15 protein-coding genes, 1 tRNA gene and 1 pseudogene are annotated in these 15,314 nt (G+C 57.4%); 3 read left to right on the plus strand and 14 right to left on the minus strand.

Annotated elements, in window-relative coordinates; translation table 11 throughout:
- From HQL98_09280 to serC, 7 genes and pseudogenes are all read right to left on the minus strand, one after another.
- Nucleotides 1-358 (minus strand): transposase (locus HQL98_09280; GenBank protein MBF0272241.1); only part of this gene is annotated, 358 nt, incomplete at its 3' end.
- 209 nt (nucleotides 359-567) lie between these two features.
- Nucleotides 568-1,203: pseudogene (locus tag HQL98_09285) on the minus strand (hypothetical protein).
- A 529-nt stretch (nucleotides 1,204-1,732) separates the two neighbouring features.
- Nucleotides 1,733-1,882 (minus strand): hypothetical protein, encoded by a 150-nt coding sequence (locus HQL98_09290; GenBank protein MBF0272242.1) that lies wholly within the window; start codon nucleotides 1,880-1,882, stop codon nucleotides 1,733-1,735.
- Nucleotides 1,883-2,104: 222 nt separating this feature from the next.
- Complete coding sequence (locus HQL98_09295; protein ID MBF0272243.1) at nucleotides 2,105-3,322, minus strand: DUF790 family protein; 1,218 nt, start codon at nucleotides 3,320-3,322, stop codon at nucleotides 2,105-2,107.
- Nucleotides 3,316-4,698: a DEAD/DEAH box helicase family protein gene (locus tag HQL98_09300; GenBank protein MBF0272244.1), complete on the minus strand. Its 1,383-nt coding sequence runs from the start codon at nucleotides 4,696-4,698 to the stop codon at nucleotides 3,316-3,318. The genes HQL98_09295 and HQL98_09300 overlap by 7 nt, the downstream gene beginning before the upstream one ends.
- A 10-nt stretch (nucleotides 4,699-4,708) precedes the next feature.
- Entirely contained in the window at nucleotides 4,709-5,284 is a 576-nt protein-coding gene (locus HQL98_09305) for a VanZ family protein (GenBank protein ID MBF0272245.1), read from the minus strand.
- Between the two features lie 130 nt (nucleotides 5,285-5,414).
- Entirely contained in the window at nucleotides 5,415-6,503 is a 1,089-nt protein-coding gene (gene serC, locus HQL98_09310) for a 3-phosphoserine/phosphohydroxythreonine transaminase (protein MBF0272246.1), read from the minus strand.
- A gap of 234 nt (nucleotides 6,504-6,737) precedes the next feature.
- On the opposite strand from serC, the gene HQL98_09315 reads away from it, so the two are divergent.
- A complete protein-coding gene (locus HQL98_09315) occupies nucleotides 6,738-7,838 on the plus strand; it encodes a fused response regulator/phosphatase (protein MBF0272247.1) in 1,101 nt (366 codons plus the stop codon).
- A 116-nt stretch (nucleotides 7,839-7,954) separates the two neighbouring features.
- Here HQL98_09315 and HQL98_09320 read toward each other — a convergent pair whose 3' ends face one another.
- Nucleotides 7,955-8,386, minus strand: coding sequence for a cyclic nucleotide-binding domain-containing protein (locus HQL98_09320; protein MBF0272248.1), 432 nt, complete (start codon nucleotides 8,384-8,386; stop codon nucleotides 7,955-7,957).
- A 344-nt stretch (nucleotides 8,387-8,730) separates the two neighbouring features.
- Nucleotides 8,731-8,808 (minus strand) — tRNA-Arg (locus HQL98_09325).
- Nucleotides 8,809-8,943: 135 nt separating this feature from the next.
- On the opposite strand from HQL98_09325, the gene HQL98_09330 reads away from it, so the two are divergent.
- Complete coding sequence (locus HQL98_09330; protein MBF0272249.1) at nucleotides 8,944-11,436, plus strand: FtsX-like permease family protein; 2,493 nt, start codon at nucleotides 8,944-8,946, stop codon at nucleotides 11,434-11,436.
- 21 nt (nucleotides 11,437-11,457) lie between these two features.
- On the opposite strand, the gene HQL98_09335 is transcribed toward HQL98_09330, so the two are convergent.
- A complete protein-coding gene (locus tag HQL98_09335) occupies nucleotides 11,458-11,931 on the minus strand; it encodes a chemotaxis protein CheD (GenBank protein ID MBF0272250.1) in 474 nt (157 codons plus the stop codon).
- 3 nt (nucleotides 11,932-11,934) lie between these two features.
- Nucleotides 11,935-12,837, minus strand: a complete 903-nt coding sequence (locus HQL98_09340; GenBank protein ID MBF0272251.1) for a HAMP domain-containing histidine kinase — start codon at nucleotides 12,835-12,837, stop codon at nucleotides 11,935-11,937.
- Between the two features lie 148 nt (nucleotides 12,838-12,985).
- Between HQL98_09340 and HQL98_09345 the strand changes: the two genes are divergently transcribed.
- Nucleotides 12,986-13,513, plus strand: coding sequence for a putative molybdenum carrier protein (locus HQL98_09345; GenBank protein MBF0272252.1), 528 nt, complete (start codon nucleotides 12,986-12,988; stop codon nucleotides 13,511-13,513).
- Here the strand turns inward: HQL98_09345 and HQL98_09350 are convergent.
- The 3 genes from HQL98_09350 to HQL98_09360 all read right to left on the minus strand — a co-directional run bounded on the left by HQL98_09350 (nucleotide 13,494) and on the right by HQL98_09360 (nucleotide 15,265).
- On the minus strand, nucleotides 13,494-13,793 hold the full coding sequence (locus HQL98_09350) for a YciI family protein (protein MBF0272253.1): 300 nt from the start codon (nucleotides 13,791-13,793) through the stop codon (nucleotides 13,494-13,496). The two genes, HQL98_09345 and HQL98_09350, sit on opposite strands and share 20 nt — an antisense overlap.
- Nucleotides 13,794-13,840: 47 nt before the next feature.
- A complete protein-coding gene (locus HQL98_09355; protein ID MBF0272254.1) occupies nucleotides 13,841-14,179 on the minus strand; it encodes a hypothetical protein in 339 nt (112 codons plus the stop codon).
- 183 nt (nucleotides 14,180-14,362) lie between these two features.
- Nucleotides 14,363-15,265, minus strand: coding sequence for an RNA polymerase factor sigma-32 (locus HQL98_09360; protein MBF0272255.1), 903 nt, complete (start codon nucleotides 15,263-15,265; stop codon nucleotides 14,363-14,365).
- Nucleotides 15,266-15,314: the final 49 nt, after the last annotated feature.

A 15,314-nucleotide genomic window follows, 5' to 3' on the forward strand; every position in this document is an offset into this window, starting at 1 on the left:
GGTTTCGGTGGATCTTCTGCAACGCCTGAACTTCTCCCATCGCAAACGGTTGCTCCAGGGTGAAGCCGGAAAAGCCACAAAAAAATTGCAGATACGGGTTCTCCTGGATCTGCAGAACCGTCTCCTCGTCGGTCCACCTCTGGCGATGTTTGATGATCACCGCACCCACCATCAACCGGGCCGGTTTGGCAGGCGTTCCCTGGTCCGCGCTCATGCCGCTGTAATAGGCGGCGGCAAACTCCTCCCAGGGAACCACCTCAGCCAGTTTGACCCACCGGTTGTTCGGGTCAAGATTTCTCTCGAATGGACTCTCAAAACCGGGCAGGCTGGGCTGCTTTTTGTCGGGCTCTCGGATCATGGGTGCAAGCCTTTTGGGCCAAAAGGGCTGAAAACCATACATCCGAATACTATCATAAATACGATTTCATGTACAGTTTCAATGTGTTGGACTTTCTGAGGATGCCCTATTTATCAGACATTAGAATCTAGAAAGATCGTTCTAAAACATAATTCTGTTCTAATCCTGCAATATCCTATTCCAATAGTTGACATATAACAATATGAATCTTATTCACCTTGTAAACTTTTCTTATCATAATATTTGAATCCTTTTTTTATCCACTCTTGATCTTCTGGATCATCTCCATGGGGAGGTGATCCATACCATTCACCCCATTCCTTTTTGGACGTCCCAGCGTGCCCCTGTGCCTATCCTGCGCCTCTGAGTAAGATCTTTTCTGGAATTCCTAATGCTTTTCCTGTGGCCCCATAATTGAAGTTACCAAAATTTTGAAATTTTCCATCTCGTTGCTTAAAGTCCCAATCCCCCTTGTTTATAACTTTCTTGTAAAACCAATGCCAATCATTTCTATGTCTTGCGGCCTCTTTAATATTATCATCAATACTGACATCTTCTGGTTCATGCTCTGGCTTTTCGGTTGTGATTTGTGTACCAGATTTTGAATAATTTCCATTGCATGTTACATATCTTATGCCAGCGTTGTTTGTCCTTGTCCAGCATTGAAAATATATAGAGTCAATTTTAGACTGAAAGATGTCAGATGTAATATTATCAAGTTCTTCTCTTTCAAGTGAAAAGTATTCGTAAATACTAAAAGGAGTCAATTCAGAAAGACGTCTCAAGTCTTCATGGGATTCACTTGTCAAGAATGCTCTGTTTGGGCTTATCGGAGTGATTTGCATGTCTGACAATATATTATTGAAACAAATTTTTTCTTGATCGGGCTTGTTGATATTTAAAAATTTGTTGTACATACGCATTCCAAGTTCAACTCTAACAATTGCTGCAATTAAAATAATCGATTTTAAATTTATATTTTTGGTAATATTAACTTCAATCAACAATCCGTAAGACGTGCTAATGCGTATTTCAAGATTACCACATGTCGATTTTTGATGCAAATGAAACATGGCAGCCTCCAAAATTTAATGACTGAAGTAGTCGATGGTGAAAGATATTAAAATTATGCCAATACTAGACAGTAAATATAATATGAAATTCTTCTCTAAATCGCACCTATCTTGGAATTCGTAGTTTTTTCGTATCGGGATCCAGGCAGCAGTCTTTCACCCAAAGCCGGTCTGCAAGTTCGTATGGAGATTGGTTGATATCGTCCTGAAATTTCGCTACACGGTCAATGAGTTTCTTGTTGGTTGTATGGCTGAAGAAATAGGTGACATCCTCGCGTAACCATCAAGTTGATGGCGTTCTTCACTTCTCCGCAGATGGCGTCCTGGATTCTTTGGAAAAAAGGGGGTGGCCACCTGTATGGCGAAACACCTGGGATTCAGGACCATGTTCATTATATCCATGAATCCAGCGCATCAGGGTCTGATAATGTCGCGAAATTCGTTTGGCCAATTGGGTGGGATAACTCCCCTGAGCCATCTCTAGAGCGCCAGCAAGCGTTCCCGAGTCCGCTGGCTCTGCATTCACAGAGCAGGTGACGCAACTCCTCCAGGGAGTGTCCCCACCGGGTATATTCTACCCTTCAGCATGTCACACCTCCGGATTAAGGAAAGTCTCATGCTGATTATGTCTTGGTTGTGATCAAGAAACTACGTATCCCGTGATCGGTGCGGTTTAGAACCATCCATCCAGAGACCGGGCCACCCGTTTGACCGGCGGAAACTGGTTGAAGGCCAGACCGTGGGCCTGGAACCAGGGGGAGTGTTCCAGCAGGGGGATCAACTCGGCCCGTTTGTTCAAGGTGCGGTCGATGCCCACTACCAGCGGGGGCGGGGTGGTGATGTGGTCGAGGCGGTTCAAGCGGCGGGGCAGTTGACTGGCGTGCCAGCGGTGAAACAGTTCCAGATGGGCCAACATCCCGCTTTGATGGCGGAAACTGAAATCCGGCACCACCAGTTCCTGACGCCCCAGATCCAGCAGGGTGGGATGGGGCAGAATTTCCCATTCCGGGATCTCTTTTTGGAACTGAGCGGCGAAGGTGACGAACTCCTCGGGGATGTAGGTGGCCACCCGACTGAAATGGGCGTGGAGACCGCTGGTTTCATCGAGTTCCAGGGAGGCGGTTTTGCCATCGATGCGGGTGGTGGCCTGGAGTTTCCAGCGGGACAGCCCGCAGACCGCCGGCAGAAAGGCGGCCAGCTTCAAGCCGTATTTGCGTTGCACGTCGAACAGGCTCAAGGGGCCGTCCAGTTCCAGGGTGAAACCGCCGACGGCGTGGGGGTCGTGGGTGACGGTGGCCAACAGTTGAAACCATTTCAGGTATTGAAAGAAAGTCCTTTGTCGTCCCGGATCCGGCTCTTGCATGCGGATGGTCAGCCGATCGGCCCAGAAAAGCGGACCCTGGGCCATGGCCATGTTGTAGCGGTGCAGCAGGGCTTCGGGTTCGATGGGGTCGAAGGCGATCAGGGGTTGACGGTCCGGGAGGTCGGCGTGGAGATCAAGGGCCAGTTGATCCGGATCCGCGCTTTGCATCGTCTGGGCCACGGCCTGACGAAAGGCTTCCAGATCGTTCATGCGGGGGGCTTTCAGATGGAGGGCCGCCGCCGCGAACGTGGCGAGACGACGCTCTTCCAGTCCCTCCAGGGATTCCCGAAAGGTGCAGCGGTCCAGCAGCAGCTTGTTCAACCCTTTGGCCACCAGCGGGGAGCGGAAGGCGTTGATGCGGGGCATGAGGGTTTCACTCAGCTCTTCCCGGCTTTGACCTTCCGCGGCGGCGTAGATCAGGGCGAGATCCCGGGCGAAGGTGCGCAGCAGTTCGTTGGTGGGATCGACAAAACGGGGCAGAATCTTGCCGCCCCGATGGTCGAAGCGCAGCAGTTCCCGATTCAACACGCTTGGTCTCCCCGTTGATAGGCCGAGTGCTGACGGCGGCGTTCGCTGGTGAAGGTTTCGGCGGTGTCTTGCGAGACCAGTTCATACAGAATGGCCTGTTTGCCCTCCCGGGGGCGGAGCAGGCGTCCCAGACGTTGCACATGTTCCCGGATTGAGCCGCTGCCCGACACGATAATGCCCACGCTCACCTCGGGCAGATCGATTCCTTCGTTGAGTACCCGTGAGTTGACCAGAAAAGGAAACTCCCCGGCCCGAAAGCCGTCGAGAAAGCGGCTGCGCTCGGAGAGTTTCGTCTTGTGGGTGATGACCGGCAGGAAAAAGGTCTCGCCGATGGCGTAGGCGGTGGCATTGTCGTCGGTGAACAGCAAAGCCCGTTCGTGGCGATGGCGGCGCATCAGGGTCCAGACCATGCGCAGCTTGGCGCGGGAGGCCCGGGCGAGTCGTTTTTGCATGCGATAGGCGGCCATGGCGGCCCGGCCCTCCTTGGAGCGGCAGCACACCATGATGAACTGGCTCCAGCCCGCCGGACGGGAGAGATTGACCCCGGTGGAACGGGCGAACTCCCGGTATTGGGCATAGGCGGCGTCGTAGGCCAGTCGCTCGTCGGGGTCGAGGGTGACGGGGATCCGTTCCAGCCGATAGGGGGCGAGAAAGGCGCCTTCCAGATCGGCAATCTCGCAGCGATAGACCAACGGGCCAAGCAGATGGAACAGTTCCTCCTCCTGGCCATCGGCCCGTTCCGGGGTGGCGGTGAGTCCCAGCCGGTAGGGTGCGACGCACATCTGGGCCGCCAGACGGGTGGTGGTGGCGGGAAGATGATGGCATTCGTCGCAGACCAGCAGGCCGAAGCGGGCGCCGATGCGCTCCATGTGGATGTAGGCCGAGTCGTAGGTGCTGACGGTGATCGGTTCCAGTTGGTACTCTCCACCTCCCAGCATGCCGATGGGCATGCCGAAGGCCTGACCGAGCTGTTCATGCCACTGTTGCACCAGATTGATGGTGGGGGCCAGAATCAGGGTATCCCGCTGGATGCGGGCGATGGCCATGCGGGCCACCAGGGTTTTGCCCGCGCCGGTGGGCAGGACCACTACCCCCTGGGAGGCGGCCTTGACCCAGGCGTCGAAGGCGGCCTGCTGGTGGGGTCGGGGCGGGTGATCGTTGTGGCTGAGGAACTGGCGGGGTTGAAAGGCCCGGGCCAGATCCTCATAGGGAACTTTCGCCCGGTGCAGGGCCAAGACGATGGGACCGTAGTGACGGGCTTCGGCCCGATGGCACTCCAGGCGGTCATCCCAGCGCAGCAGCGGGGCAGCCGGTTGCAACGCCTCGGTGGGACCGGTGACGAGCAGGGTGCCCTGATCGAAGGTGATGCGGATCATGCGGGGGGTTCTAGGGGTGGTCATCCGGGCGTCGGATCATGACCCCGAACCACAACCCGCAAGCCGCGCCGACTCCATTCATGCCCACGTCCCGCAGATCGAAATAGCGGTTGGGGAGGATCCATTGAATGGTTTCGTCGGAAAATCCCGCCATCACCACCGCCAGGTAACACCAGAGCAATCCCATGCCGCTCGGCTGTCCCATGGCCCGGAACACCAGAAATGCCAGAATGCCGTATTCCAGCAGATGGACCCGTTCCACCGGGTTGTCCATGTAGGAGGCGACCCCGAGAATGGCCATGAAGGGGAGCAGGGCCGTGAACCGTCTCGCGGCGTGGATGCGGCGGAACATGATCCAGACCACGCCGATCAGGATGCATAACAAGACGATCGAGATGATCAACCCGGTTTCCCGTTTGCCGATGAGCTTGAAGGCGGCCTGGGAGACCAGGGGAGTGAGGGGCAGGGTCAGATAGATGGTGAGCATGTAGCCCGCCACCAACGCCCAGCGGGGACCCGGATAATGGATGTGCAGATATTTGGGCAGGTCGATGAACCGGACCAGTCCGAGAAATGGATTTTTCATGGGCCATCCCCATCGATGCGGGTCGCGGGGATGGGGATGGCCGTGCGTGGCCCGCCAGGGGAGAAAACATGGGGATTGGCAATCATGGAATGCTTTCCGATCTCTCGCGGGCATTGAGGTTGATGAGGGATTAACCTTGAGTCCGTTCAAATTCCTGCATGAAGGTGATCAGGGCATCCACCCCTTCTTCCGGCATGGCGTTGTAAATGGAGGCGCGCATGCCTCCCACGGAACGATGACCTTTCAGGGTGACCAGTCCGGCGGCTTTGGCACCGGCCAGGAAGGCGTCGGTCAATTCCGGCTTGGCCAGGGTGAAGGGAACGTTCATGCGGGAACGGCTGATCGGTTCCGTGGGGCACAGATAAAACGCCGAGCTGTCGATGGCGGCGTAGAGCTTGTTGGCCTTGCGGATGTTGTGTTGTTCCATGGCCGTCACGCCGCCTTGCTCTTTGACCCATTCCAGCACCAGTCCGAGGATGTAGATGGCATAGGTGGGGGGAGTGTTGAGCATGGAGCCTTCCTTGGCCAGGGCCTGGAAATCCAGCATGCTGGGCAGATTGGCTTTGCGACCCATCAGATCCTTGCGGATGATCACCACGGTGACGCCGCTGGGACCGAGATTTTTCTGGGCGCCGGCGTAGATGATGCCGTGTTTCGAGACATCCACGGGACGGGAGAGGATGTTGGAGGAGGCATCCACCACCAGGGGGACGGAACCGGTATCCGGGAGATAGGGGTATTCGGTGCCGAAGATGGTGTTGTTGCTGGTGATGTGAACGTAGGTCGCATCGGGATTGAGGGTCAATTCCTGCTGGGTGGGGATGCGGCTGTAGTTGACGCTTTTGGTGGAGGCGGCCACTCGCACATCGGAGAAGATTTTTTTGGCTTCGGAGCAGGCTTTTTCGGACCAACTGCCGGTCATGACGTAGTCGGCGGACTGGCTGGCGGGATCGGTGATGAGGTTCATGGGGATCATGGAAAATTGCAGCGAAGCCCCCCCTTGCAAGAAGAGGACGGCATAGTCGTCTCCGATGCCCATGATTTCCCGCAGCAGGGATTCCGCCGCGGCGATGATGGCCATGTAATCCTTGGAGCGATGGCTCATTTCCATCACCGACATGCCGGAACCCCGGTAATCGATCATTTCATCTCTGGCCCGTTCCAGGACAGGCAGAGGAAGGACGGCGGGTCCGGCACTGAAATTGAAGACACGTTTCATGGGGTACAATCTCCTCGTTTGGCGGTGCAAGCCGGCATGGGGCATGGCTTGGCTGAGCCGTTTCTGATATGGTTGTTTGGACGCTGTCGGTGCCGGGTCTGCTTGGTGATACTTTTCGGCGGCAACGCGGCTTGTCTTGAGAGGGTATTCCAGCGTGCGCCAGGAGGCAAGCGGGGGAGTTGCACCGTGGGGCCTTGAGAAAAGGAAGATGGAGTCACGGGGATGGGAGAAAGAATGCGCACGGTACTGGTTGTTGACGATGACCCCCTGGCACGGTTGCATCTGGAACGCTTCCTGAAACGGGAGGGACATGCGGTCCTCATGGCCTTTGACGGTCAGCAGGGATTGGAGATGTATCGCGCCAAGTCTCCGGATCTGGTACTCATGGACGTGATGATGCCCATCATGAATGGTCACGAGGCCACGCGACGGATTCGCGCCGAATCCATGGGGGCGGATGTGCCGGTGCCGGTGATTTTTTTGACCGGCGTCGAGGACCAGGAACTGTTGGCCGAATGCCTGCGCTGTGGCGGAGATGATTTCATCTCCAAGCCCTTCAACCATGTGATCCTTCAGGCCCGTCTCAACGCCTGGTTGCGGCGTGTGGAGTTGGCGGAAAAAATCGCCATGGACCGGGAGGCCATCGAGAATGTCATTCTCAAGATGCGCAAGGATGACAGGTTTGATCCGTTTTCGATGCGTTTCATCATGACTCCTGTGGAAAAAACCACCGGAGACCTGGTGCTTTCCGCCCGTGATGAGGCGGGAGTTCAATATGTGCTGCTGGGGGATTTCACCGGACACGGTCTGGTGGCGGCGGTGTGTGGACCTTTGGTGTCGGATATTTTTCACAGCATGGTCTTGAAGGGGTGTTCTTCCCTGGAGATCTTGCAGAAAATCAACCGACAGATTCACGACCGTCTGCCGGTGGACATGTTCCTGACCGCCAGCTTCATCGCCCTGGATCGGCGGGCCGGGCGGATGATCGTCTACAATGCCGGCATGCATCCGTTGTTTTTATGTCGGAAGGGTGTCGGCCTGTCGGGTCCCCCCTCCCGATTGATGCCGTTGGGGATCATGCGTGACATCTTGATGGACGATGTGGAAGTGAGCATGCAGGTCGAGGCGGGGGATCAGATCTATTTTTATTCCGACGGTGTTTACGAGACCCAATCCCCGGATGGTCTTTTTTTCGGTGGTGAGAATCTGGATCGGGTGCTTTCCGGCATCGCCGCGTCGGGGGCGCCCCTGGAGTCGATTCACAGCGAACTGGTGCGGTTCCGGGGGGATGACGATCAGCGGGATGATATCACGTTGGTCGAATTGACGGTGTGATTTTCTGCTCGATGTGGAAACCGGCGGCAGGGATGTCTTTCCGACCTTGTCACCCCTGCCACCGGTTCAGCGTTCTACAAGGCCGCGATGGCCCTGTTTTTTCTCGGGGGTCGGTCTCAGGAAGGCTCAGGGGAAACCACTTGGTGGACGACCAGATCCAGGCGGTCCATCAGCACGGCCCCCAAGGAACGATAGAAGCGTACCGCCAGTCCAGGCATGGATTCCAGCAGGGATTGCAGATCGTGCAGGGCGATCAGTTCAAATTCGCTCTCCTCTTTGGCCACCACCGTGGCCATGATGGCGGTTCCATTCAAAAGCGAGGCAATCCCTAGCAGTTCCCCGGGTCCCAGACGGGAGATCACCACATCCTCCCCCCGCACATCCTTGACCACTTTGACCGATCCTTTGATCAACCGGTAAAGACTGTGGGCCACCACCCCTTCTTTCAGGATGATGTCGCCTTTCTTGAAGATGCGACGGGTGGATTTTTCGCTGAGTCGGGCCATGTCATCCTTGATCAGAAATCGCAACATGTCATTTTTGTTCATAAACCAAGCTCCAGAATGTAGGACGTCCGGCTCGGGACGCATCGTGTTTATCGTGTAAAAATTAAGGTCCGGGTGTGAATCGGTATCGGGTGCGTCCCGTCGGATTCCCTGTGCCGCCCGCGGTTGCATGGATACTCAGCAATAATGAAACCATAATGGTCAACAGATTGAATTTGAATAAGAAATACCGTTTTTTATGCGGGTGCAGGACTGGGAATGCCTAAGAATTAATCGATATGGAGGCGTATTGTGAGGAGGGTGATGAATAAAAAGGCGATCTTGGGTGCCCCAAAAACAAAAAGAGCCACCTGTGTGTGGGTGGCTCTTTTGGTATGCGATTCCAATGGCGCGCTCGGAAGGATTCGAACCTCCGGCCTACTGGTTCGTAGCCAGTTGCTCTATCCGGGCTGAGCTACGAGCGCATGATGCGGAATGGGGGGATTTATAATCCGTGACGTGGGAAAGGTCAAGCCGCAAAATGCAAAAAAATGGGCAATCCGGGGAAAAGATCGTGGAAAGGATGGATTGCCCGCAATCGGAAAGCGGGTGGAATGGACATGAAAGCGATTTGGATCATAGCGTTGCGTGGCATTGCCGGGGCCAGACGGGATTTTTTGCTGTTTGCCTGGGCGATTTTTTTGTCTGTGGCCATGGCCACCGGCATGGCCGCCACTGCCAAAACCCTCCAGGATGGACTGGATCGGGAAACCAGGACCATGCTGGCGGCGGATCTGCGCATCGAATCCGCCACGGCGTTTCCGGCGTTCATCCAGGCCCATTTGCGTCGGCCCGGCTGGCAGGTGGCGGAAAATTTGGAGTTCACCGCCATGGTGCGGATTCCCGGTTCCGAGCGGACCGTACTGGTGGAGGTGTTGGCCGCTGCCGATCTTCATCCTTTGCGGGGGGCGGTGGCGTTGCGTTCCGGGCTTCCCCTTCACGAGGCGATGCGGGACCAGGGAGCGGTGGTGGAACCGGCGTTGTTCGAGCGGCTCGGGCTGGAGCCTGGCGCCACCTTTGAACTGGGGGAGGCCCGTTTCCGACTGGCGGATGTGCTGCTGCGGGAACCGGATCGGGTGATGCGTTTTTTTCGTTGGGGTCCGAGATTGGTGATTCCCAAAGAGCGGGCGGTCGCCACCGGATTGTTGGGGTTCGGCAGTCGGGTGCAGCATGTCGCTTTGGTCCGGGTGCCCGATGGGGAGGATCTGGCCCGGATTGCCCGTCAGTTGGGGGAGGTGGCCGCGGGAACGGGGCTGCGGGTGATGACTCCGGCGGACAGTCAACCCGCCGCGCGCCGCTTTATTGAGCGTTTCACGCTGTTTTTGCATCTGATGACCCTCCTGACTCTCCTGACCTCCGGCAATGCCATGGCCGGGGCCATGGCGGCTCATGCGCGGGAAAATCGTGCCCAGATTGCCATTCTCAAGTCCCTGGGAGCCGGACATGCCACGGTAGTGGCCATTTTTCTGGTGCGGTTGCTGCTGATGGCCGTTCCGGCGGCGTTGGCGGGCGCAGCCCTGGGGAGTGGATTTCCGTGGCTGCTCTCCGGCTGGGGAGGGGAGGGGGGGGAGATTGTCTTCTCCGGGACGATTTTTGGGATCGGAGCCGGGGCCGGCATGGCTCTGGGGGTGATTTTTTCCCTGGGAGCGCTTTGGAGTACCCGTTTGGTCTCTCCGGCGGGTCTGTTCCGGGCGGTGGAGTGGGGGGGCGGAACCGATCTGCTCCACTGGAAATGGCGGTGGGGGGTGCCGGTGGGTATGACCTTGATGGCCGCTTTGGTTTTGGGGGGGCAGGGAGGGTGGAAAAACGGGGTGATGTTCGCCGTCGGGCTGGGGTTTTCGTTGGGGCTGCTCTGGCTGGTGGCCAGAGGCGGGATCCTGCTGTTGCGACGCCTTCGGCCCTCCCGTCTGGTCTGGCGATTGGCGGTGCGGGGACTGGTGGCCCAGGGGGCCGGTACCACGGGGGCGATTCTTTCCGTGGGACTCGGTGTGGGGGCGTTGTGCGCGATTTTCTTCCTGGAACAGAATCTTGACCGGCAGATGGTGGAGCGTTTGCCCGAACGGGTGCCGGGTTTTTTCCTGATCGACCTGCAACCCGACCAGGAGCCGGGATTGCGCCAGTTGGCCAATCGGTTCATGGGGGAGCCGGAGGGCTTGCGGGTCACGCCGGTGGTGCGGGGGCGCATTCAGGCCCTGAAAGGGGAGAAGGTCACCCCGGAGTGGGTGAAAAGTCATTCCCAGGCGTGGCGTTTCCAGCGGGATTATGTGTTGACCTGGGCGGAGAGGCTGCCTGCCGGCAACCGTTTGACCGAAGGGCGTTGGTGGCAGGATCCGGGGGCCATGGAGGCGAGTGTGGAACGGGAAATGGCCCGCGCCTTGAACCTGCGCATCGGCGATACCATCGCCTTCGACATTCTGGGGGAGGTGGTGTCGGCTGCCATCACCAGCATTCGGGAGGTGCGCTGGTCGGACATGGGGCTTAATTTTTTTGTGATCTTCTCACCGGCGGTGATGGAGGGGGCGCCGTATTCCTATCTGGCGAGCGTCATGATCGAGCCGGGTCGGGAAGAGGCCTTCCGTACCGCTGTGGTGCAGCAGTTTCACAATGTGTCGGTGATCGCGTCGCGGGAGGTGATGGAGCGGGCCAGGGAGGTATTGGAACGGTTGATCGCTTCGGTGCGACTGGCCGGGGGTATGGCGGCGGCTTCGGGTCTGACCGGGTTGGCGGTGAGCGTGACGCTGATCCGGCGGCGACGGGCGCGGGAGGCGGCTATCCGGCGACTGCTGGGGGCCACGCAACGGGATCTGGCCATCGGCGCTTTGGTGGAATATCTGTTGTTGGGGGTGATCGCCACGGTGGCGGGTGTGGTGGTGGGGCAGGGGATCACCCTGGGGGTGATGGTGATGTTGTTCAACGACGTGTGGGACTGGTTGCCGATGGCCACGTTTTTAGCCTTGGCCATCGGTTCCGCCACGGTGACCGCCACCGGCTACGCCGCCACGCGCCGGGATCTGGACAGGCCGGTCATGGAGGCGTTGCGCGGGCATGCCTGAAGGCGGAGCCGCTGTCGCGGATCAACTGGGGGAGGCTTTTTTCATCATGATGGCCCCTGATTCGGTATCGAAAATGATTTTGCGGCTGTAATCGCCTCCCATGTCGGAGGCGATGATGGGGATGTTTTCCCGCGCCAGAAGGTCCACCGCCACTTCGATGTTGCGCTCCCCCACGTTGAGCAGTCCGGAGGTGCTTTTGATCACCGCGCCACCACCAAAGACCTTGGCCACGATGTTGCGACGCAGGCAACCCATCTCGTCCATGCGTTCGATGAGTTTGGCGATGGCGATGTTGCCGTACTTGGGGGAGGGGAGACCGTCACCGTTCCACAAGGGCAATTTGTAGTGATTCATGCCCCCTTCCTTGCGCATGCGGTCCCACAGGCAGACCGCAATGCAGGAACCAAGGACAGTGGTGATGACATAGGCCCCGTTTTGCGCAAACAGGGCGCCGGGCATCAGAAAGGGTTTGCTGGGATCGCCGCCGGTGGTCATGGGTCAGAACGCCTCGACTCCGTCATCGTCGCCAAACAGGAATTCGTTGCCATCCACCGAGAAGGCATCCGCCTCGGCGTCCGAGGGGAGTTCCGGGACCGAAATGGTGAAGGTGGCTCCCTGCCGGTCCGGAGAGTGGACCGAGACGGTTCCTTGCATCAGGTCCAGCACCGCCTGGGTGATGGAGAGTCCCAGACCGTGCCCCTTGTGGCTTTTGCGCATCCCCGACTCTCCTTGCACAAAGCGGTCGAAGAGGCGATGCAACTGGGACATGTCGATACCGATGCCGGTATCGGCCACGGTCAGGGTGAGGTTTTCGTCCAGAACCTGGGCTTGGATGGTGATCTGGCCGTCATCCTGGTTAAACTCGATGGCGTTGGAGAGCAGATTGGAAAAAACCAGCCGCAGTCGTTCCGCGTCGGTTTTGAAGAGTAGACGTTCTTTTTCATCTCCTTGCGGCGTGAAGTTGACGCTCAGCCGTTTGTCCTGGATCAGATGCTGGAACGATTCGGTGGTGCTGGTGATCAGGTGGTTGATGTCCACCATGGACACTTGCAGCGAGGTGTCGCCGGACTCCAGTTCCGCAGCCGCGAAGATGTTGCGCAGTTGGAAATCCAGGCTGAACGCTTCGTTGTGGATCAGGGACGCCGCGCTGGAGACCATTTCCGGGTCCATGGCGGAAGAAATTAATTGCTGTGACAATCCGAGAATGCATGATAAAGGATTATTGATTTCATTCTTCATATGGGAAACAAAGTTGCTTTTAACCTGTTCCGACAACTGAAGTTTATGATTGACATCCTCAAGCTTCTTGCTGATCATCTTGACATCGTACAGCGCCTGTTTGGTCTGGTCGAACCGTTTTTTCAGTTCGATGATGAGTTCGTCGTCACTCAGAATGTCCATGATTTAGGTCTCCGGCAAGTTTTTTTTACGCAGAAAAGACCAGATATGATACAGCAGAAAATCGCCAAGAGCCAGCACTGACGGACTTGAAAAAAGTTTGGGGTTGATCTATTATATGGAGAATTTTTTCAGCCCATGTGAGGAAGCAATGTTTATCAAAATCATTTCAGGTGGTCAAACCGGGGTGGATCGGGCAGCATTGGATTTTGCCATGTCCAAAGGTATCGCACTCGGCGGGTGGTGTCCCAAGGGGCGCAAGGCCGATGACGGCCCCATCGGGGTCCAGTATCCGCTACGGGAGACCCCGAAGTCCGATTATCGGCAGCGGACCTTCTGGAATATGCGGGATTGTGACGGGGCGTTGATTTTTTATCGGGGCGAGTTGACCGGAGGCACGCTGTTGACGGTTCAACTCGCCCGATCCATGCCGAAATTGCATCGGCTGATCCACCTGAACCGCAATGTGGACCTGGATGAGATACGCGAATGGTTGCGCGGTCATCGGATTCGGGTTTTGAATGTGGCGGGACCGCGGGAACGGGGCAATCGGGGCATTCACGCCCAGACTCTGGCCTTCCTGGAGGCGTTGCACAACGACCACCTGTCGGTCTGGCCCCCCCTGGAGCGGTGCCTGATCGCCGGGATGGAATACGCCTTCAGGGCAGAACCCGTTTGAACGGCTTGACCGTCACCCGGGTGTAAACTCCCGCCGCAACATAGGGATCTCCCTCGGCCCAGGCCTGAGCGTCCGCCAGGGAGTCGAATTCGGCCACGATCAGGCTGCCCGTGAAGCCTGGATTCTCCCCCGTCTGCGTTGCGGAATCCGGAAACGGTCCCGCCAGCAACAGACGGTTCTCCGCCTTCAGGGTTTCGAGTCGGGCCAGATGGGCCGGTCGAACGGCCAAGCGCAACGGCAGGGATTCCAGGACATCTTCACCGATGATGGCGTAGTACATGGGGGGAATCTCCAAGGGATGGGGCGTGGTCGTGGGGGCGGTCCGGGTCATGGGGGCGCGGTGGGGAGAGTGGAGGCGACCAGTTGGGGAGATTGATTGATCTCTTCCCGGATCTGTTGGGCGATTTCCCGCAGCAAGGTGCCGTACTCATTCGGCGCCGCCTCCCGCAGGGCGTGGAGCGCCTTGCGGTACTCCTCCTGTTGGGCATCGTATTCGGCCTGTAGACGAAACAGCATGGACTGTGAGGTCGTATCCAGCCAGGAGCCGTCACGAATGGCGGTGATGCGCGCCTCGGAGTGTTTGCGGAACGCCAAATGGGCCTGAATCCCAAGCCGGATGGCCTGTTCCATCTGCCCATTGAGGTTTGTTTTCTGCTGGTGATCCATTCCCACCCAATGTCCATGCTGGATGAATATCATCCAATCTAGCTTACAGGTTCGCCCCTTGCGCGGCAAGGTGTGGAAACCTGGTGAAACGGGGCGTCATGGCATCGGGATGATGGTTTTTCCAATCATTATCGAAAGCTGTCAGAGGACAGGAGTGATCGGCTTTTTTTTCGGGAATCCCCCTCAGGCCGGATACGCGCTGCCCACAGCCAGTTCCCGACCATCGGGAATGGTTTCAAAGAAGGTTTTGAGTTTCTCCAGGGCGCGTTTTTCGATTTGTCGGACCCGTTCCCGGCTGATGGAAAGCGTGTGGGCCAGGGTATCCAGGGTTTGCTGCCGGTCGGTCAGAAAACGCTGGGTGATGATCATCTGTTCCCGGGGGTTCAGATGGTTCAACCCTTGGCGAATCATCTCCCGGGTGCGGGAGTGGTGTTCCTGGGCCATGGCCGCGTGTTCCTGGTTGGGGCGATGGTCCGGGATCAAGTCGATGATTTCCCCCTCTTCTTCCAGGATGGTCTGGTTGAGGGAGGTGTCGGCGCCGCTCATGCGACCGTCCATTTCGAGGATGGTGGCCGCGTCGGTGCCAAATTTTTTCGCCAGCTCTTCGGCCTCTTCCCAGTTGAGGGGCAGAGAGGAATCCTTGGCCTGACGCAGCTTGAAAAACAATTGTCGCTTGAGTTGGGTGGTGGCGATTTTCACCATGCGCCAGGAGTTGAGAATGAATTCATGAATCGAGGCGCGAATCCACCACACCGCGTAAGACGACAGCCGGTTGCCCAGGGCCGGATCGAATTTTTTGACCGCGTGCATCAAACCGACGGTCCCTTCCTGGACCAGATCGGGCAGATTCAGATGATAGTTGCCATACTCTCGGGCGATTTTCAGCACCAACCGCAGGTAGGCGTTGACGAGTTTGTGGGCCGCTTCCAGATCGTTATGCTGCCGGTAGCGGTTGGACAACTCCCGCTCCTCGTCGGCGGACAGGATCGGCACCTGATAGGCGTGCAGGACAAATTGACGGAAGCCCGCTCCGTTGTCGGTGCTGGACAGATCGAAAGAACGGTGCAACGTCACGGGATGGTTCATCGTCATCGCATGCCCTCCAATCGTTGGAAAATGAAATCCGGCTCCTCAG

It is taken from the genome of Magnetococcales bacterium, assembly GCA_015231755.1.
Lineage (GTDB): Bacteria > Pseudomonadota > Magnetococcia > Magnetococcales > Magnetaquicoccaceae > Magnetaquiglobus.

Bases quoted from the DNA above. Each gene is read 5' to 3' on its own strand.
- HQL98_09300 (MBF0272244.1), bottom strand. From the start codon at position 4,698: ATGATCCGCATCACCTTCGATCAGGGCACCCTGCTCGTCACCGGTCCC.
- HQL98_09305 (MBF0272245.1), bottom strand. From the start codon at position 5,284: ATGAAAAATCCATTTCTCGGACTGGTCCGGTTCATCGACCTGCCCAAA.
- serC (MBF0272246.1), bottom strand. From the start codon at position 6,503: ATGAAACGTGTCTTCAATTTCAGTGCCGGACCCGCCGTCCTTCCTCTG.
- HQL98_09315 (MBF0272247.1), top strand. From the start codon at position 6,738: ATGCGCACGGTACTGGTTGTTGACGATGACCCCCTGGCACGGTTGCAT.
- HQL98_09320 (MBF0272248.1), bottom strand. From the start codon at position 8,386: ATGAACAAAAATGACATGTTGCGATTTCTGATCAAGGATGACATGGCC.
- HQL98_09330 (MBF0272249.1), top strand. From the start codon at position 8,944: ATGAAAGCGATTTGGATCATAGCGTTGCGTGGCATTGCCGGGGCCAGA.
- HQL98_09335 (MBF0272250.1), bottom strand. From the start codon at position 11,931: ATGACCACCGGCGGCGATCCCAGCAAACCCTTTCTGATGCCCGGCGCC.
- HQL98_09340 (MBF0272251.1), bottom strand. From the start codon at position 12,837: ATGGACATTCTGAGTGACGACGAACTCATCATCGAACTGAAAAAACGG.
- HQL98_09345 (MBF0272252.1), top strand. From the start codon at position 12,986: ATGTTTATCAAAATCATTTCAGGTGGTCAAACCGGGGTGGATCGGGCA.
- HQL98_09350 (MBF0272253.1), bottom strand. From the start codon at position 13,793: ATGTACTACGCCATCATCGGTGAAGATGTCCTGGAATCCCTGCCGTTG.
- HQL98_09355 (MBF0272254.1), bottom strand. From the start codon at position 14,179: ATGGATCACCAGCAGAAAACAAACCTCAATGGGCAGATGGAACAGGCC.
- HQL98_09360 (MBF0272255.1), bottom strand. From the start codon at position 15,265: ATGAACCATCCCGTGACGTTGCACCGTTCTTTCGATCTGTCCAGCACC.